Raw genomic sequence first — 15,647 nt, 5'->3', positions numbered from 1 at the left:
GGGCGACACGCATGACCCATCTGCTCGACGGCCGCCCCTGGCTGGCCCCCGCCCTGTTCGTGGCCCTGCTGGTGCTGGCGCCGCTGGTGCCGGGCGGCTATGTGCTCTACATCGCCACGCTGGTGCTGATCTACACGCTGGCTTCCTTCGGCACCAACATCCTCACCGGCTACACCAACCTCATTTCGATGGCGGGGGCGGTGTTCTTCGGCATCGGCGCCTATGGCACCGCCATCCTGACGCAGCAGTTCGGCGTGCCGATGCTGCTGGCCATGCTCATTGCCGCAGCCGTCGCCACGGTGTTCGGCCTGGTGCTGGCGTTGCCGGTGCTGCGGCTGGAGGAGGTGTTCCTCGCCATCGCCACGCTGGGCTTCGTGATGATCTCGGTGGAGATCGCCAAGTCCGGCGGCGACCTGACCGGCGGCGAGAACGGCATGGGCGCGCCCGGCCCCACGCTCTTCGGCCTGGCCCTGGACGAGCGCGCCTACCACCTGCTGGCCGCCTGCGTGCTGGGCGCCGCGCTCTGGCTGGCGCGCAACCTGGCGCGCAGCCGCTTCGGCCGCGGCTTCCTGGCCATCAAGGGCAGCGAGACGGCGGCCCGCGCGCTGGGGCTCAACACCACGGGCCTCAAGCTGGTGGCCTTCGGCGTCTGCGCCTTCTACACGGGCCTGTCCGGCGCGCTCTATGCGCCGCTGGTGCGCTTCATCGATCCCTCGCTGTTCAACATCATGGTGTCGATCAGCTTCGTGTCGATGGTGATCGTCGGCGGCCTCGGCTCCATCCTGGGCTCGGTGCTGGGGGCGATCTTCGTCATCGGCGCACCGCAGCTGCTCACCTACTTCGGCTTCGACCAGTTCCAGCGCGCGCTGTATGGCGTGGCCATGATCCTGGCGCTGATGTTCCTGCCCGACGGGCTGGCCAGCCTGTTCAAGACGCGCCGCCTGCCCGGCGCCGACGCGCCCGGCAAGGAGGGCACATGATGCGCGCGATCGACGCCCAGGCCACGCCCGCACGGGGCGGGGCGCGGCCGGCAGGTGGCGCGGCACCGCTGCTGTCGCTGGCCGGCGTGCGCATGAGCTTCGGCGGCATCGTGGCCGTGCATGACGTGGGCTTCGACGTCATGCCCGGCACCGTGCATGCGCTCATCGGCCCCAACGGCGCCGGCAAGACCACGATGCTGAACTGCATCAGCCGCTTCTACACGCCACAGCAGGGCCGCATGGTGCTGCGCACGGCGCAGGGCGAGCACGACCTGCTGCGCCTGAAGGCGCACCAGATCTCGCGCCTGGGCATCGCCCGCACCTTCCAGAACCTGGAGCTCTTCGCCGAGCTGACGGTGTTCGACAACGTGCTCATCGCCCGCTCGCAGGCCATGCGCGCCACGCTGGCCGAGGCCCTGCTCAACCTGCCGCGCCAGCGGCGCGAGGAGCGCGCCGAACGCGAGCGCGTGCAGGTCCTGCTGGAGGAGCTGCGCCTCGCGCCCCATGCCCACACGCTGGTGCGCGACCTGCCCTACGGCACGCAGAAGCTGGTCGAGCTGGCCCGCGCCATGGCGCTGGAGCCCGTGCTAATGCTGCTGGACGAGCCCGCGGCCGGCATGAACAACCGCGAGATCGACGCCCTGGGCGACACGCTGCGCACGCTGCAGGCGCGCACCGGCGCCACGCTGCTGCTCATCGAGCACAGCATGCCGCTGGTCATGTCCATTTCCGACAGTATCACCGTGATGCACAACGGCGCCTTCCTGGCGCAGGGCACGCCACGGGAGATCGAATCGCATCCGGCCGTGATCGAGGCCTACCTGGGAGGAGGCAAGAGTGGCCAACGTCGCTGAACCCACGGGCGCCGCGCGCCCGCTGCTGCAGGTGGAGCGGCTCGCGGCCGGCTACGGCAAGATCCGCGCGCTGCACGGCATCGGCCTCACGGTGCACGAGGCCCGCATCGTCTGCGTGCTGGGCGCCAACGGCGCCGGCAAGACGACGCTGATGCGGGTGCTGTCGGGCCTGCTACCGGTCATGGACGGCACAGTGCAGTTCGACGGCCAGTCCATCGCCAACGTGCCGGCCGAGACGCTGGTGCGCCGCGGCATCGTGCATGTGCCGCAGGGCCGCATGGTGTTCGCGCAGCTGAGCGTGCGCGAGAACCTGATGCTCGGCGGCTACACCCGCCCGGCCGGCGAGGTGCGCGACCACATCACGCATGTGCTGGACTACTTTCCGCGGCTCAAGGAGCGCATCGGCTCGCGCGCCGGCACCCTCTCGGGCGGCGAGCAGCAGATGCTCGCCATCGCCCGCGGCCTGCTGGCGCGGCCGCGGCTGCTGATGCTGGACGAGCCCTCGATGGGCGTGGCCCCCATCCTCAAGGACGCCATCTTCTCCACCCTGCGTGACATCCGCGACCGTGAGCGCCTGACGCTGCTGGTGGTGGAGCAGGACGCCGACATCGCCCTGGACATCTCGGACGAGGGCTATGTGATCGAGACCGGCCGCGTGGTCATGCAGGCCAGCGCGGCCGAACTGGCCGGCAACGAGGACGTCCGGCGCGCCTACCTCGGCGGCTGATGCCGCTTCCTTTGCGCTTCTTCCTTCCGCGACTAACCCACCCCAAGGAGACACAACCATGATGACGCTGCATTCCCGCCGCACCCTGATCGCCGCGGCCGCCTGCGCCCTGGCCGCCGCTGCGCTGCCGGCCGCCGCCTTCGAGAACAAGGACGAAGGCGTGCTGGAGAAGGAGATCGTGCTCGGCTCTTCGCAGCCGCTGTCCGGCACGCTGGCCTACATGGGCAAGGCCGTGGACGAGGGCATGCGCACCTACTTCGACATCGTCAACGAGAAGGGCGGCGTGAATGGCCGCAAGATCAAGCTGATCACCTACGACGACGAGCTCAAGCCCGCCAAGTCGGTGGCCAATGCCAAGCTGCTGATCGAGCGCGACAACGTGCTGGCCATGGTGGGCAACATCGGCCATGCCACCAACGTGAGCGCCTACGAATACAGCTCGACCAAGAAGGTGCCTACCATCGGCGCGCTGTCCATCTCGGACCTGACCAGCACGCCGCCGCGCGAGCTGCTCTATGTGCTGCCCTCGCCGCAGTCCACCGAGACGGCCGCGTATATCGACTATGCCGTGGGCACGCTGAAGGCCAAGAAGGTGGCCATGCTCTACCAGAACGACGGCTGGGGAAAGCCGGCCTACGACATCGCCGTCAAGCAGCTGGAGAAGCACGGCATGAAGCTGGTCGAGGCGCAGAGCTTCGAGCGCTTCGCGACCGACCTCACCTCGCAGGTCTTCAAGCTCAAGCAGGCCGAGCCCGATGTGGTCGTGGTCTATGCGCTGGGCCAGGAGGCGGTGCAGTTCTTCCGCAGCGCCGAGAAGCTGGGCTGGAAACCCACCGTCTTCGGTGCCGGCGGCCTGAACGATCCCAAGTTCGTGGAGCTGCTGGGCAAGACGCAGTCCAAGCTCTACGTGGCCTCGTACTACGACGCCATCGAGGGCGACAACCCGGCGATCCAGTCCTTCTTCGCGCGCTACACCAAGACCTATCCCAAGTCGGCGCCGTCGTCGAACGCGCTGATGGGCTACTCGGCCGCCGCCGTCGCCGTGGAGGCGCTGCAACGCGCCGGCAACGAGCCCTCGCGCGCCAAGGTCGTGGCAGCGCTGGACGGCCTGAAGGACTTCGACCAGAAGATCGGCCCCAAGATCACCTTCCAGCCGCTCAACGCCGGCCCCTATTCGCGCCGCGGCCAGACCGGCGTGGCGCTGATGGAGCTCAAAGGCGACAAGTTCGCCCCCTTGGGCGGCTATATCGACCCGGTCAAGCGCTGACCGTCAGCACGAGGAACAACCATGCCCACTCTGCGCCAGACCCTTCGCCAACGCATCACCGACGGCCCCACCTTCTGGATGGCCGGCGTGCAGGACGCCCTGTCGGCCCTGCTCGTGGACCAGTCGGACTTCGACGGCATCTTCACCACCGGCTTCGGCATCTCGGCCTCGCTGCTGGGCCAGCCGGACATGGAGGTCTACACCCTCACCGAGAACGTGGCGGTGGTCAACCGCATCGCCAATGTCGTGAAGAAACCCATCTTCGCGGACGCCGACACCGGCTACGGCAACGTGATCAACGTGGCCCGCACCGTGCGCGAGTTCGAGAAGGCGGGCGTGGCGGCCATCTCCATCGAGGACCAGATCAGCCCCAAACGTTGCCCCGCCGCCGCCTCGGTGATGCCGGTGGTGCCGGTCAAGGACGCCGTCGCGCGTATCCGCGCCGCGGTCGACGCGCGGCAGGATCCGGACTTCCTGATCGTGGCGCGCACCGATGTGCTCGACCCGGCCGAGGCCATGGACCGCGCCGCGCGCTATGCCGAGGCGGGCGCCGACCTCATCCAGCCGATCTCGCGCACCTTCAAGAGCTACGAGGACCTGGTGAAGCTGCGCGAGGTGTCGGGCCGACGCCTGTCGCTGCAGCTGATGCAGGGCCTGTGGATGGAAAAGCTCTCGCGCGAGCAGGTGGAGTCGGTAGCGGCCTTCGCCACCTATCCGATCGTCACGCTGATGAGCACGGTGCATGCGCTGCAGGCCAACCTGGTCACGCTGGCCGCGCGCCGCAGCGGCGAGGTGGACGGCCTGCCGGCCGGCCAGGTGCCCATGGCCGAGTTCAAGCGCGTGATCGGCTGGGAAGCGATGGAGGCGCGGCAGGCGCACTACGAGCAGCAGGACTGAGCCGCGCACCGCGCCCGGCCGGCGTGGCGCGCATGCCGCCGCCCACGGGCCAGCAGCTCAGAAGCCTTCCAGCACCACCTTGCCCCGCGCCTGGCCGCTCTCGACGAAGGCATGTGCGCGGCGCAGGTTGGCCGCATCGATGCGGCCGTAGTGCTCGCCCAGGGTGGTGCGCAGGCGGCCTGTATCGACCAGCTGCGCCACCTCGGCCAGCAATGCGCCCTGCTCGGCCATGTCGGGCGTCCCGAAGCGCGAGCGGGTGAACATCATCTCCCAGTGCAGCGAGATGGCCTTGCCCTTGAGCGGCATGGCGTCGAGCTGCGGCATGTCGTCGATCAGGCCCAGCCGGCCCTGGGGCTTGAGTGCCTCGATCAGCTGCGCGTAATGCTGGGCGGTCTGCGTGAGGCTGGCGACCAGGTCCACCGCCTCGATGCCGTTGGCCTTCAGTTCGGCGGCGAGCGGGCGGCTGTGATCGACCACCGCATGGGCACCCAGGTCCAGGCACCACTGGCGGGTCTCGGGCCGCGAGGCGGTGGCCACCACGCGCAACTGCGTCAGTTGGCGCGCCAGCTGGATCAGGATCGAGCCCACGCCGCCGGCCCCGCCGGTGATGAGCAGCGTCTGGCCGGTGCCGCCGCCGCGTGGCACCTGGAGGCGGTCGAACAGCAGCTCCCAGGCCGTGATGGCCGTGAGTGGCAGGGCCGCGGCCTCGGCGTCGCCGAGCGTGGCGGGCGCGCGGGCGGCGATGCGCTCGTCCACCAAGTGCAGTTCGCTGTTGGCGCCCGGCCGCACGATGGAGCCGGCGTAATACACCCGGTCACCGGGCGCGAAGCCGGTGACGTCGCTGCCGACGGCATCGACCGTGCCCACGGCGTCCCAGCCGAGCACGCGGGCCTGGCCGGTCTCGGGCGCGGCGTTGCGGCGCACCTTGGTGTCCACCGGATTCACCGAGATCGCCGCCACCCGCACGCGCAGGTCGCGCGGGCCGGGCTGCGGTTCGGGGAGATCGAGGTCGATCAGCGATTCCGGTTGTTCGATGGGCAGGTTCTGGCGGTAGCCGATGGCTTTCATGGGCGTTCTCCGAAGAAGGGACGTTGCGATGGCGTGACTCTAGGTTCTGCGTCCGGCATTGATAAGCCGCCTTCCAGTGGCATCATCTTCAAATGGGAATTGAAAATCTCGCCGACCTGCGGTTGGTGCAGGAAGCGGCACGCAGCGGCTCGCTGAGTGCCGCCGGCCGCACGCTGGGTCTGACGCCGGCGGCGGCCAGCGCGGCACTCAAACGGGTCGAGTCGCTGCTGGGTGCGCGGCTCTTCGAGCGCTCGACGCGGGCCCTGCGGCTCACCGCCGAGGGCCAGACGCTGCTGGACTACGCCGGCCGTGCCTTCGAGCTGCTGGCCGAGGCCGAGGCGCAGGTGGCCGCAGGCCGCGGCGAGCTGGTGGGCACGCTGCGGGTGGCGGCGCCCTCGGACCTCACGCGCCGCGTGCTGCTGCCCGCCTTCGACGAATTCCTGACGCGGCATCCCGGCGTGCAACTGGCGCTGTCGGTGGGCGACCGGCCGCTGGACGTGATGCGCGACGAGGTGGACCTGGCCCTGCGCTACGGTCCGCTGGCCGATTCGCGGCTGGTGGCGCGCCCGCTGGCGCAGACCCGGCCCGTGCTCTGCGCCGCGCCCGCCTACCTGCAGCGGCGCGGCACACCGCGCCTGCCGCAGGACCTGGTGCAACACAACTGCCTGAGCTTCCACCGCGGTGGCCGACGCCAGCGCGAGTGGCGCTTCGGCCAGGCCGGCCAGTGGGTGGCGGTGCGCATCGATGGCGACCGCCATGCCGACGACGCCTCGCTGGCGCGCGAATGGGCGGTCGCCGGCGTGGGCATCACCTTCAAGTCCTACCTGGACGTGCGAGCCGACCTGGACAGCGGCGCCCTGGTGCGCCTGCTGCCCGAATGGGACACGGAGGCCTATCCGCTGCATGCCCTGCTGCCCAGCAACCGTTTCGTGCCCGCGCGGGTGCGGACGCTGGTGGACTTTCTGGCCGGTTGGCTGGCGCAGTGGCTGGCCGACGATCCCGCCGGCATCGCCACCGCCGGGGGCGGCGCGGATGCAGGGGCCGGCAGGGCGGCAGGCCGGCCTAACATCGCCGCATGACCGCCAAGCCCGCCAAGCCCGCCATGCCACCGACGCTCCCCCGCTTCTGGGCCGAACTCGGCACCCGCGACTTCGCCGCGCTGGACCCGGCGACCACCGTCGCGGTGCTGCCGCTGGGCGCCACCGAGCAGCACGGCCCGCACCTGCCGCTGGGCGTGGACACCGTCATCGCCGACGGCATCGTGCAGGCCGCGCTGCCGCTGTTGCCGGCCGATCTGCCTGCGCTGTTCCTGCCCACGCTACCCGTGGGCCTGAGCCCCGAACATGCCCGATTCGCCGGCACGCTCACCCTGTCGTCGGAGACGGTGCTGCGCCTGTGGAAGGAGATCGGTGCCGGTGTCGCCCGCGCCGGCGTGCGCAAGCTGGTGCTCTTCAATGCCCATGGCGGCCACACCGGCGCGATGGACATCGTCGCGCGCGAGCTGCGCGAGGCGCACGACCTGATCGTCTACAGCCTGAGCTGGTTCAACCTGCCGTTGACGGACGCCGCCACCGGTCAGGCGCTGGTGCCGGACCGCTTCGATGTGCATGCGGGCGAGTTCGAGACGGCGCTGATGCTCGCGCTGGCGCCGCAGCAGGTGCGGCGCGAGGCGGTGAAGGACTTTCCCTCCACCTCGCGCGAGCGGGCACGGGACTACGCCATCCTAGGCAACGGCCGCAGCGCCAAGCTGGGCTGGGCCATGCAGGACTACCACCCCGAAGGCGCGGCCGGCAACGCCGCGGCCGCCACCGAGGCGCAGGGCCGCGCGCTGCTCGACGCCGCGGCGAGAGGGCTCGCGCAGGCGCTGGGCGAGGTGTCGCGCCTGCCGCTGTCCACGCTGGGCGCTGATCCGCCGCGGCGCTGAGTGATTTCTGTCGTCGGCCTGTCGAGGGTCGCGATCCCTGCCGACTCTGTGCGGGATACGGGCGGCCGCCGGTCGTCCGTTCAGCCGGCGGCCACGGCCGGCGCGTCTCCCACCGGAATGCTGCCGTCGCCCCGCTCGTAGGTGCCGATCAGCAGGCCGCTGGCGACGGCCCGCGCCTGGATGGCCTCCACAAGCGCGTCGCGGCCCGGCGTATCGCCCCAGGCCTCGCCTTCGGCCAGGGCATAGAGCTGGAAGGCATAGCGGTGCGGCCCATGGCCCGGCGGCGGATCGGGAGGCAGCCAGGCGGCTTGCAGGTAGGAATTGCGGCCGGCATGCAGGCCCGCGCCCTCGTGGTCCGGGCTGGGCCAGGCGCCTTCGGCCAGGTGGCCGTCCTCGGGCGGCAGGTCCACCGCGATGGCATGCACCAGCGGATGCGGCGTGGGCGAATCGGCGTCTTCCACGATCAGCACCAGCTCTGCCACGCCGGCCGGCACGCCGGTCCAGGCCAGCGGCGGGGAGATCCCCTCGCCGTCGGCCGTGTAGCGCTGTGGAATCGGCGCATGGTCCCCGAAGGCCAGGCTGGTCAGCTGCAGCGTGCCGTGGCCCGCGCGCAGGCCCACCGTGTTGAAGACGATGTCGTCCAGGCCGGCGCGTACGCCGGCCAGCGCCTGGCCGATGGCCCCAGGAAGTTTTTCGAGCATGGCGCCAAGGTAGGCGCAACTGGCCCACACGGATGTAGGACTTCGAGCGACACGCGCCGCCGGACGCCCTCCCTACATTACGCCCGTTGCGCTGTCCCGCGAGACGCATGGTCGCGTTGGTTTTTCGTTGTCCGGTTTTCCTGCCTTCATGTCCTGCTGCCCTGCCGTGTGTGTCGTCGATCCCGAGGCCGTGGCCACACGCTGAGTCATGGAGCGCCGGGTTCTCATCCATGCGCCGGAGGCGGAAGACGCCGACCTGCTGGCCCGCATCGCGCGCGGCCTGGGGCTCAACGCCGTGGGCTGTCCTTCTCTGGCGATGCTCATGACGCATCTGCAGGAAGGCGCTGCCGCCGCTCTGCTGACCCGCCCCTCCCTGTCCCTGCTGCCCGAAGCGACGCTGCAAACCTGGCTGTCGGCCCAGCCGGCATGGTCGGACTTTCCCTTCGTCGTGCTGATGAGTCAGGACAGGCACACGCCCGAGGCCATGGCGCGGCTGCGCGAGCTCGGCAATGTAGTGGTGGTCGACCATCCCGCCTGCGACGAGACGCTGACGCGCGCGGTCCACGCCGCCGTTCGACAGCGCCACCGCCAGTACACGATGCGCCAGCAGATCGAACAGCTGGAGGCGGCGCGCGCCGAGGTGCAGCGCCTGAACACGGGGCTGGAGGCGCGCATTGCCGAGCGCACGCGCGAGCTTGCCGGTGCCAATGACCGGCTCATGGCCGAGATCGGCGAGCGCGAGCGCGCGCAGGCCGCCCTGCTGCAGGCGCAGAAGATGGAAGCCGTCGGCCGGCTCACCGGCGGCATCGCCCATGACTTCAACAACCTGCTGCACGTGGTGCAGATGAACCTGGACCTGCTCGGCCGCATCTCCAAGGAGGCCAAGGTGCAGGAGATCAGCGGACGCGCCCGCGGCGCCGTGGCCAAGGGTGCGCGCCTGACCAGTCAGTTGCTGTCCTTCTCGCGCAAGCAGTCGCTGCTGCCGCGGCTGTCGGACGTGAACGCGCTGATCGAGGGCATGCGCGAGCTGATCGCCGTCTCGGTCGGCTCTGCCGTCCGGGTGGAGCTGGCGCTCGATCCGGCCCCCTGCTGGGCCGTGCTGGACGCCAGCCAGCTGGAGATGGCCTTGATCAACCTGGCAGTGAATGCGCGCGAGGCCATGACGGCCGGCGGCGTGCTCACGGTGCGCACCGGGCATGTGCAGCGCGAGGCTGCGGGCGGCCTGCCCGGCGGCGACTATGTGGCCGTGCAGGTGCAGGACACCGGCGCCGGCATCCCGGCCGGCGTGCTCGGCCAAGTCTTTGATCCCTTCTTCACCACCAAGCCACTGGGCAGCGGCAGCGGCCTGGGCCTGAGCCAGGTGTATGGCTTCGCCCTGCAATCGGGGGGCGAAGCCGCCATCGACAGTGTGGAAGGCCAGGGCACCCGGGTGGACCTGCTCTTTCCCGCGGTGGCCGCCCCGGCCGCCGACGCGCCGCCGCCGCCCGAGGCCGAGGTTCAGGCGCTGGCCGCCGGCCGCTCGGTGCTGGTGGTGGAGGACGACGCCGAGGTCCGCCGCGTGATCGCCGACAGCCTGGCGCTGCTGGGCTGCCGCGTCATCCAGGCCGCGGACGGCCGGCAGGGCCTGGAGGTGCTGGGCGCCCAGGCGCGGCCCGACCTGATGGTGGTGGACTACGCCATGCCCGGCATGACCGGCGCCGAGTTCATCGTGCATGCGCGCGAGCGCGTGGGCGCCGTGCCCGTGGTGCTGGCCACCGGCTATGCGGACATGGCGCAGGTGGGACGCGTGCTGGGCACGCAGTCCATCCTCATCAAGCCCTTCGAGATTTCTGCGCTCGCGGCCTGCGTGGCCCAGGCATTGGCGCCTGCAGCGGCGGGCGGCAATCCCGGTACCCTGCACTGAGCGACCTGCTTTCCCCTCATCCCTTTCCAAACCCTTCAAGGAGATCACCATGGGCATCATCGGCACCATCCTCATCGGCTTCATCGTCGGCCTCGTGGCGCGCGCCATCAAGCCGGGCGACGACTCGGCGGGCTTCATCGTCACCACGCTGATCGGCATCGTGGGCTCCTTCATCGCCACCTACCTCGGCCAGGCCATGGGCTGGTACACGGTGGGCCAGCCGGCCGGCTTCATCGCCTCGGTGATCGGCGCCATCGTCCTGCTGTTCGTCTGGGGCATGGTGGCCGGCCGCCGCCGCTGAAGCCATGACCGACACCGCATGCGTGGTGATGACCACGGCCGGTACCGAGGAAGAAGCCGAGGACCTGGCCGGCGCGATGGTCGAGGCGGGCCTGGCGGCCTGCGTGCAGATCCAGCGGGTGCGCAGCGTCTACCGCTGGGAAGGCGAAACGCGCCGCGAGCCCGAGTGGCTGCTGATCTGCAAGACGCGCGCGGGCCGCTTCGAGGCACTGCAGGCGTTGATCCACGACAGGCACAGCTATGCGGTGCCCGAGGTGGTGCAACTGCCCATCACGGCCGGCTCGCCGGCCTACCTGCGCTGGCTGGCCGAGGCCACGGCGGAGCCACCGGCGTCAGCCTGAATTCGGTACCCATCAGGGCGCGGCCAAGGCGCGCTCAACTGCTCATGCGTACGTGACCCAGTCGTCGTAGGCAGGTCCATCCAGATGCGGCAGCGTGTTGTAGGTCACCAGCATGTGCCGCTTCGGGGTGAACGCAAATTCGGTGACCGCCGTGTTGCGGATGCGCAGGTTCAGCTCGATGGTGGTCTCGGGCGAGGTGCCCAGCACATGGCCCACCGCCGTCGAGATCGGCCCGCCGCTGCTCACCACCAGCACCTTCGCGCCGTGGTGGCGGTCGCGCACATGGTCCAGCGCGGTCGTCACGCCCGCCAGGAAGTCCACGTAGCTCGGCATGCCCACCGGCGCGGCCTGCCCGTTCATCCAGGCGGCCAGGCCCTGGCGCAGCAGGCGGAAGTGGGCCTTGTACAGCTCGGGCGTGTCGGCCTTGGGCAGCTTCTCCGGATGGATGGTGGCGACCACCGCCTCGCTGTCGTATTCGTTCAGGCCCGGCCAGGGCAGCACGTCCTGCGGCGGCAGCTGCATGCCGCGGGCGATGCCTTCCCAGGTCTCGCGGTGGCGGCGCAGGGTGCCGGTGATGACGGCGTCGAAAGTCATTCCGCGCTCGCGCCAGTACTCGCCCAGCCGCTCGGCCTGGCGGTGGCCGAGTTCGCTGAGGCGGTCGTAATCGTCGGAGCCGAAGGAGGCCTGGCCGTGGCGCACGAGGTAGAGCGTTCCCATGGCCGGCGATTGTCCAAAGCGGGCGTGCGGCGCTTGTCGCGCGTGGGACGGCGGGCGCGGTGGCCGTCGCTTCGGTGACCCGTCCTGGTCCCTCCCGCCTGCGGGAGAGGGGACGCAATCCTCAGCCCGTTGCGACGCCCGCGGCGAGCACCTCGGCAAAAAGCGGCGCATCCACATTGCCGCCGGTCAGTGCGAGTCCGATGCGCTTGCCCGCCCAGCGACCGCGCTGCTGCAATGCGGCCGCCAGCGCCGCGGCACCGGCGCCCTCGGCCACGTTGTGCGTGGCGGTGTAGAGCAGCCGCATCGCCGCGGCCACCTCGTCGTCGGTGACGGCCACCACGTCCTCGGCCTCCGCGCGCACGACGGCCACCGACTCGGCCACCGGCGTGCGGCAGGCCATGCCGTCGGCGATGCGCGTGGTGGCGGGCGATTCCACCAGCGTGCCGCTGCGCCAGGATTGCAGGCAGGCGTCCGCATGCGCCGACACCACGCCCACCAGCCGCGTGGACACGCCGCAGTGGGCCCGTGCCGCCGCGGCACCGGCGAAGCCCGAGCCCAGCCCGATCGGCACGAAGAGCACGTCCGGCGCGCCGCCGGCCGCCTTCGTCGCCTCGAAGAATTCCACGTAGGCCGTGGCCACGCCGCGCACCAGCTCGCGGTGGAAGGAGGGAATGCGGTGCAGCCCGTGCTGCGCCGCCAAAGCGCCCGCATGGTCGGCCGCCGCCTGGAAGTCGTCGCCGTGCTCGACCAGGTCCACGCCCAGCGCGCGCATGGCGGCGTTCTTCTCGACCGAGTTGCCATGTGGCACCACGATGGTCGCCTTCAGTCCGTGCCGACGGGCCGCGAAGCCGACCGACTGGCCATGGTTGCCGCGCGTGGCGCTGATCACATGCCGTACCGCGGGCTGGGTGCGGCGCAGTTCCTCGAAATAGGTCAGCCCGCCACGCAGCTTGAAGGCGCCCACGGGCGTGTGGTTCTCGTGCTTGATCCAGGCCTCGGTGCCCAGCGCCTGCTCGATCATGGGCCAGCGGTACTGCGGCGTGGGCGGCAGGGCGGTGCGCACGGTGGCCAGTGCGGCCGCGATGTCGTCGGGCGTGAAACGCATGGGGGCTCCTCGAAGGTGTGGGCGAACGGGCCGGGGCAGAAGGCAGTCGGGCGCCCGGAAGGTGCGGATGAGGCCGGTGCGCGCTGGGGTCAGAGCAGCACCTGGCCCTCGATGCAGTCGGCCACGTCACCGCCGATCCAGACCTGGCCCGAGGCGTCCTGCGCGACATGCACCCGACCGTCTCGGCCCAGGCACTGGCCCTGGCCCGCCACGTAGCGAGTGGGCATCAGTCCGTCGGCGATGAGCCACTGCGCCAGGCTGGCGTTGAGGCTGCCGGTGACGGGGTCCTCTTCCACGCCGACGGGGGCGGCGAAGGCGCGCACCTCCAGATCGACCGACGGCACGGCCGCGGCTGCGGCGACTGCTGTGCTGCTGCGCGCACCGAAGGCGCGGGCCTCGCGGTTGGCGCGGCCGATGAGCGGCGGCGCATCGGCGTCCTGGGCGTCCATGCGCGCGGCCACGCCCACCTTCTGGCCCAGCGCCTTGAGCGCCGCATGGTCCGGCCGCAGCGCCAGCACGGTGTCGGGGCTGTCCAGCAGCAGGCCCAGCCAGACAGGGCCGTTGTCCAGGCACTGCGCGGCCTCGATCTGCGAGGCCTTCAGGCCCAGGGCCGCGGCCACCTTGGACAGCAGCATGGGGCTGGGCGCGCTGCGCTGCAGCGGCGGCGCGGCGAAGGCCAGGCGCTCACCCTCGTTGCGGATCGGCACCAGGCCGATGGCGCATTGTTGGACGATGCGTCCGGCCTGCCGCGGCCGGCCGCCGTGGGCGAGCCAGGCGCTGCAGGTGCCCAGGGTGGGATGGCCGGCGAAGGGCAGCTCGCCACCGGGGGTGAAGATGCGCACCCGGTAGTCCGCGCCACTGGCCGCGCCTTCGGCGGTGGGCGGCAGCACGAAGGTGGTCTCGGAGAGGTTGGTCCAGCGCGCGAAGCGCTGCATGGCCTCGTCGTCCAGGTCCTGGCCGTCCAGCACCACGGCGACCGGATTGCCGCGGGTGGGCGTGTCGGTGAAGACGTCGGGCTGGCGGAAGCGGCGGGTTCTCATGGCGGGGATCGGGAAGCGGAAATGAAGGAGGAAGCGGTGGGGCGGCGCCGGGGCGCCTGCAGGCGTGGGTCGGGCGCCAGGTGCCGCGGGTGGGCCCGCAGCGGATCAGGCCAGCGCCAGATCCAGCACGCCGAGGGCGGCCGGCCGGGTGCGCAGCGCATCGAACCAGCGCTCCACGTTGGGCCATGAAGGGCGGCGGTACTCGGCCGGCGGCAGGCCGAACCAGCGGTGCACCTCGCAGGCGACCGGGATGTCGGCCATGGTGAAGCGCTTGCCGGTCATGAAGTCGCGGCCAGCCAGGTGGGCATCCAGCATGGCCATCAGCGGCTCGGTGGCGGCGATGGAGGCGGCGACGGCTTGCGCATCGCGCTCGGCCGCCGGCACCCGCACCAGCTGCACGAAGGCATCGCGGCCCGCGGGGTTCAGGGTGGTCTGCTGCCAGTCCATCCAGCGTTCGGCGTCGAAGCGCGCCTCCAGCGGCTCGGGATACATGAGCCCGTGCGAATGGCGGGCGCAGAGGTAGCGCACGATGACGTTGCTTTCCCACAGCACGAAGCGGGCGTCGCCCTCGCCGTCCTGCAGCAGCGGCACCAGCGCGTTGGGGTTCATGGCCAGGTATTCGGGCGTGTGCACCAGGCCGTGGGCGCCGCCGGCCTCGGTGCGCTGGAAGTCCAGGCCGAGTTCCTGCGCGCACCACACCACCTTGCGCACATTGATCGAGCTGATGCGGCCCCAGAGATTGAGCATGGGTCGGTTTCCTTGTCGAAGCGGGTCAGAGGGTCATCATGCGGGCGGTTCCGCGCACGCGGATCGACGCGCCTGGCGTGTGGGCGATATCCGCCTGCAGGCGGCAGAGCACGCCCATGTCCTCGCCCTGCGTGATCGAGATGGTGCCGCCGTGGGGCCAGCCCCGATCGCGCAGGTAGCCGCCGAGCGCCGCGGCGGCGGCGCCGGTGGCCGGGTCTTCGTAGACGCCGCCGCCCGCGAAGGGGTTGCGCACATGGAAGTGCCGGGCGTCTTCGGCATGCGCCAGCATGATCGTCGCAAGACCCGCACGCTGCATCAGTTCGCGCCCGGTCTCGAAGTCGTAGCGCATGGCGGCCAGCCGGGGACGGTCCCGCAGGGCCAGCAGAAAGTGGTCGGCGCCGCCGTGGATCAGGGCCGGGGGAAGGCGCGGGTCCAGGTCGGGCTCGGTCAGGTCGAACAGCGCGAGGGCCTCGGCCTTCCAGGCGGCGTCTAGGGGCTGGCTGCGCGTGGGCGGTGACTGCAGCGCGGCCTGCATGAGGCCGTCCGCCGACTGGCGGTCGCCGCGTCCATCCACCGTGATCCGCGCGGCGTTGAGCACGAGCGCGAACGTCCCGTCGCCGTGCGCTCGCGCCAGTGCGGCACCCAGGGCGATGGTGGCGTGGCCGCAGAAAGGCACCTCGGACGCCGGAGAGAAGTAGCGCACCCGCCAGGTGCCGTCCGCCATCGGCGCGGCGAACACGGTTTCGGAATAGCCGAGCGTGGTGGCGAGCTGCTGCATCTGCCCGTCGTCGGGCAGGCTGTCGCCGATCACGACGCCCGCCGGGTTGCCGCCGCGTGGGCCGTCGGAGAAGGCGGCGATGTGCTGGACATTCATGGTGTCTGGAGCTTGGAAGTACGCCAGGCAAGCGCGATCAGGCCACGGCAGGGCGCGCCATCACCAGCAGCCGCAGCGCCAGGCCGAACATCACGCTGGCCAGAAGCCGCTGGCGCAGGCGCGCACTGCCTTCGCCTGCGGCCATGCGCCGCGCCACCAGGCCCGCGGCGCTGCCCAGCGAGGTGTTGAAGGCCAGCGAGAC

17 protein-coding genes are annotated in these 15,647 nt (G+C 71.0%); 10 read left to right on the top strand and 7 right to left on the bottom strand.

The features are described 5' to 3' along the window. Positions 1 to 11: 11 nt before the first annotated feature. Genes QZ772_RS02640 through QZ772_RS02620 form a run of 5 tightly spaced genes read left to right on the top strand, consistent with a single transcriptional unit; the run spans position 12 to position 4,725 of the window. Positions 12 to 980 (top strand): branched-chain amino acid ABC transporter permease, encoded by a 969-nt coding sequence (locus QZ772_RS02640; protein WP_295522752.1) that lies wholly within the window; start codon positions 12 to 14, stop codon positions 978 to 980. After that, the gene (locus QZ772_RS02635; protein ID WP_295522750.1) at positions 977 to 1,834 is read left to right on the top strand and encodes an ABC transporter ATP-binding protein; all 858 of its coding nucleotides are present in this window, start codon (positions 977 to 979) and stop codon (positions 1,832 to 1,834) included. The genes QZ772_RS02640 and QZ772_RS02635 overlap by 4 nt, the downstream gene beginning before the upstream one ends. Further along, positions 1,818 to 2,561: an ABC transporter ATP-binding protein gene (locus QZ772_RS02630; protein WP_076511696.1), complete on the top strand. Its 744-nt coding sequence runs from the start codon at positions 1,818 to 1,820 to the stop codon at positions 2,559 to 2,561. The genes QZ772_RS02635 and QZ772_RS02630 overlap by 17 nt, the downstream gene beginning before the upstream one ends. A 58-nt stretch (positions 2,562 to 2,619) precedes the next feature. After that, positions 2,620 to 3,828: an ABC transporter substrate-binding protein gene (locus tag QZ772_RS02625; RefSeq protein WP_295522746.1), complete on the top strand. Its 1,209-nt coding sequence runs from the start codon at positions 2,620 to 2,622 to the stop codon at positions 3,826 to 3,828. A 21-nt stretch (positions 3,829 to 3,849) separates the two neighbouring features. Continuing rightward, the gene (locus QZ772_RS02620) at positions 3,850 to 4,725 is read left to right on the top strand and encodes an isocitrate lyase/PEP mutase family protein (protein ID WP_295522744.1); all 876 of its coding nucleotides are present in this window, start codon (positions 3,850 to 3,852) and stop codon (positions 4,723 to 4,725) included. A gap of 57 nt (positions 4,726 to 4,782) precedes the next feature. Here the strand turns inward: QZ772_RS02620 and QZ772_RS02615 are convergent, their stop codons facing one another. Then, complete coding sequence (locus tag QZ772_RS02615; RefSeq protein ID WP_295522742.1) at positions 4,783 to 5,793, bottom strand: zinc-binding alcohol dehydrogenase family protein; 1,011 nt, start codon at positions 5,791 to 5,793, stop codon at positions 4,783 to 4,785. Positions 5,794 to 5,885: 92 nt separating this feature from the next. Here QZ772_RS02615 and QZ772_RS02610 point away from each other — a divergent pair, with 92 nt between their 5' ends. Both QZ772_RS02610 and QZ772_RS02605 read left to right on the top strand, forming a co-directional pair. After that, complete coding sequence (locus tag QZ772_RS02610; RefSeq protein WP_295522740.1) at positions 5,886 to 6,872, top strand: LysR family transcriptional regulator; 987 nt, start codon at positions 5,886 to 5,888, stop codon at positions 6,870 to 6,872. After that, positions 6,869 to 7,717 carry a creatininase family protein gene (locus tag QZ772_RS02605; RefSeq protein WP_295522738.1) on the top strand — a complete coding sequence of 283 codons (849 nt, stop codon included), beginning with the start codon at positions 6,869 to 6,871 and terminating at the stop codon, positions 7,715 to 7,717. Before QZ772_RS02610 ends, QZ772_RS02605 begins: the two co-directional genes overlap by 4 nt. An 80-nt stretch (positions 7,718 to 7,797) precedes the next feature. Here QZ772_RS02605 and QZ772_RS02600 read toward each other — a convergent pair whose 3' ends face one another. Continuing rightward, positions 7,798 to 8,418 (bottom strand): YbhB/YbcL family Raf kinase inhibitor-like protein, encoded by a 621-nt coding sequence (locus QZ772_RS02600; protein WP_295522736.1) that lies wholly within the window; start codon positions 8,416 to 8,418, stop codon positions 7,798 to 7,800. Between the two features lie 208 nt (positions 8,419 to 8,626). Between QZ772_RS02600 and QZ772_RS02595 the strand changes: the two genes are divergently transcribed. From QZ772_RS02595 to cutA, 3 genes are read left to right on the top strand one after another with little or no spacing between them, the layout of a single operon-like run. Beyond that, positions 8,627 to 10,321, top strand: coding sequence for a response regulator (locus QZ772_RS02595; RefSeq protein ID WP_295522734.1), 1,695 nt, complete (start codon positions 8,627 to 8,629; stop codon positions 10,319 to 10,321). A 49-nt stretch (positions 10,322 to 10,370) separates the two neighbouring features. Continuing rightward, positions 10,371 to 10,622: a GlsB/YeaQ/YmgE family stress response membrane protein gene (locus QZ772_RS02590; protein ID WP_295522732.1), complete on the top strand. Its 252-nt coding sequence runs from the start codon at positions 10,371 to 10,373 to the stop codon at positions 10,620 to 10,622. A gap of 4 nt (positions 10,623 to 10,626) precedes the next feature. Beyond that, positions 10,627 to 10,962 carry a divalent-cation tolerance protein CutA gene (gene cutA / locus QZ772_RS02585; RefSeq protein WP_295522730.1) on the top strand — a complete coding sequence of 112 codons (336 nt, stop codon included), beginning with the start codon at positions 10,627 to 10,629 and terminating at the stop codon, positions 10,960 to 10,962. A 42-nt stretch (positions 10,963 to 11,004) separates the two neighbouring features. Here the strand turns inward: cutA and QZ772_RS02580 are convergent, their stop codons facing one another. From QZ772_RS02580 to QZ772_RS02560, 5 genes are all read right to left on the bottom strand, one after another. Further along, positions 11,005 to 11,679, bottom strand: a complete 675-nt coding sequence (locus QZ772_RS02580; RefSeq protein ID WP_295522728.1) for a histidine phosphatase family protein — start codon at positions 11,677 to 11,679, stop codon at positions 11,005 to 11,007. Positions 11,680 to 11,800: 121 nt separating this feature from the next. After that, the gene (locus QZ772_RS02575; protein WP_295522726.1) at positions 11,801 to 12,784 is read right to left on the bottom strand and encodes a threonine dehydratase; all 984 of its coding nucleotides are present in this window, start codon (positions 12,782 to 12,784) and stop codon (positions 11,801 to 11,803) included. Between the two features lie 89 nt (positions 12,785 to 12,873). Further along, complete coding sequence (locus QZ772_RS02570; protein ID WP_295522724.1) at positions 12,874 to 13,824, bottom strand: PhzF family phenazine biosynthesis protein; 951 nt, start codon at positions 13,822 to 13,824, stop codon at positions 12,874 to 12,876. Between the two features lie 105 nt (positions 13,825 to 13,929). Next, a complete protein-coding gene (locus QZ772_RS02565; protein ID WP_295522722.1) occupies positions 13,930 to 14,571 on the bottom strand; it encodes a glutathione S-transferase in 642 nt (213 codons plus the stop codon). Positions 14,572 to 14,596: 25 nt separating this feature from the next. Then, a complete protein-coding gene (locus QZ772_RS02560) occupies positions 14,597 to 15,445 on the bottom strand; it encodes a PhzF family phenazine biosynthesis protein (RefSeq protein ID WP_295522719.1) in 849 nt (282 codons plus the stop codon). Positions 15,446 to 15,647 lie beyond the last annotated feature (202 nt).

The sequence above is a fragment of the uncultured Pseudacidovorax sp. genome, from assembly GCF_913773995.1.
Taxonomy (GTDB): domain Bacteria; phylum Pseudomonadota; class Gammaproteobacteria; order Burkholderiales; family Burkholderiaceae_C; genus Xenophilus.
Note: the sequence above shows the minus strand (reverse complement) of the source record. Positions and strands in the feature narration are given on the sequence as shown.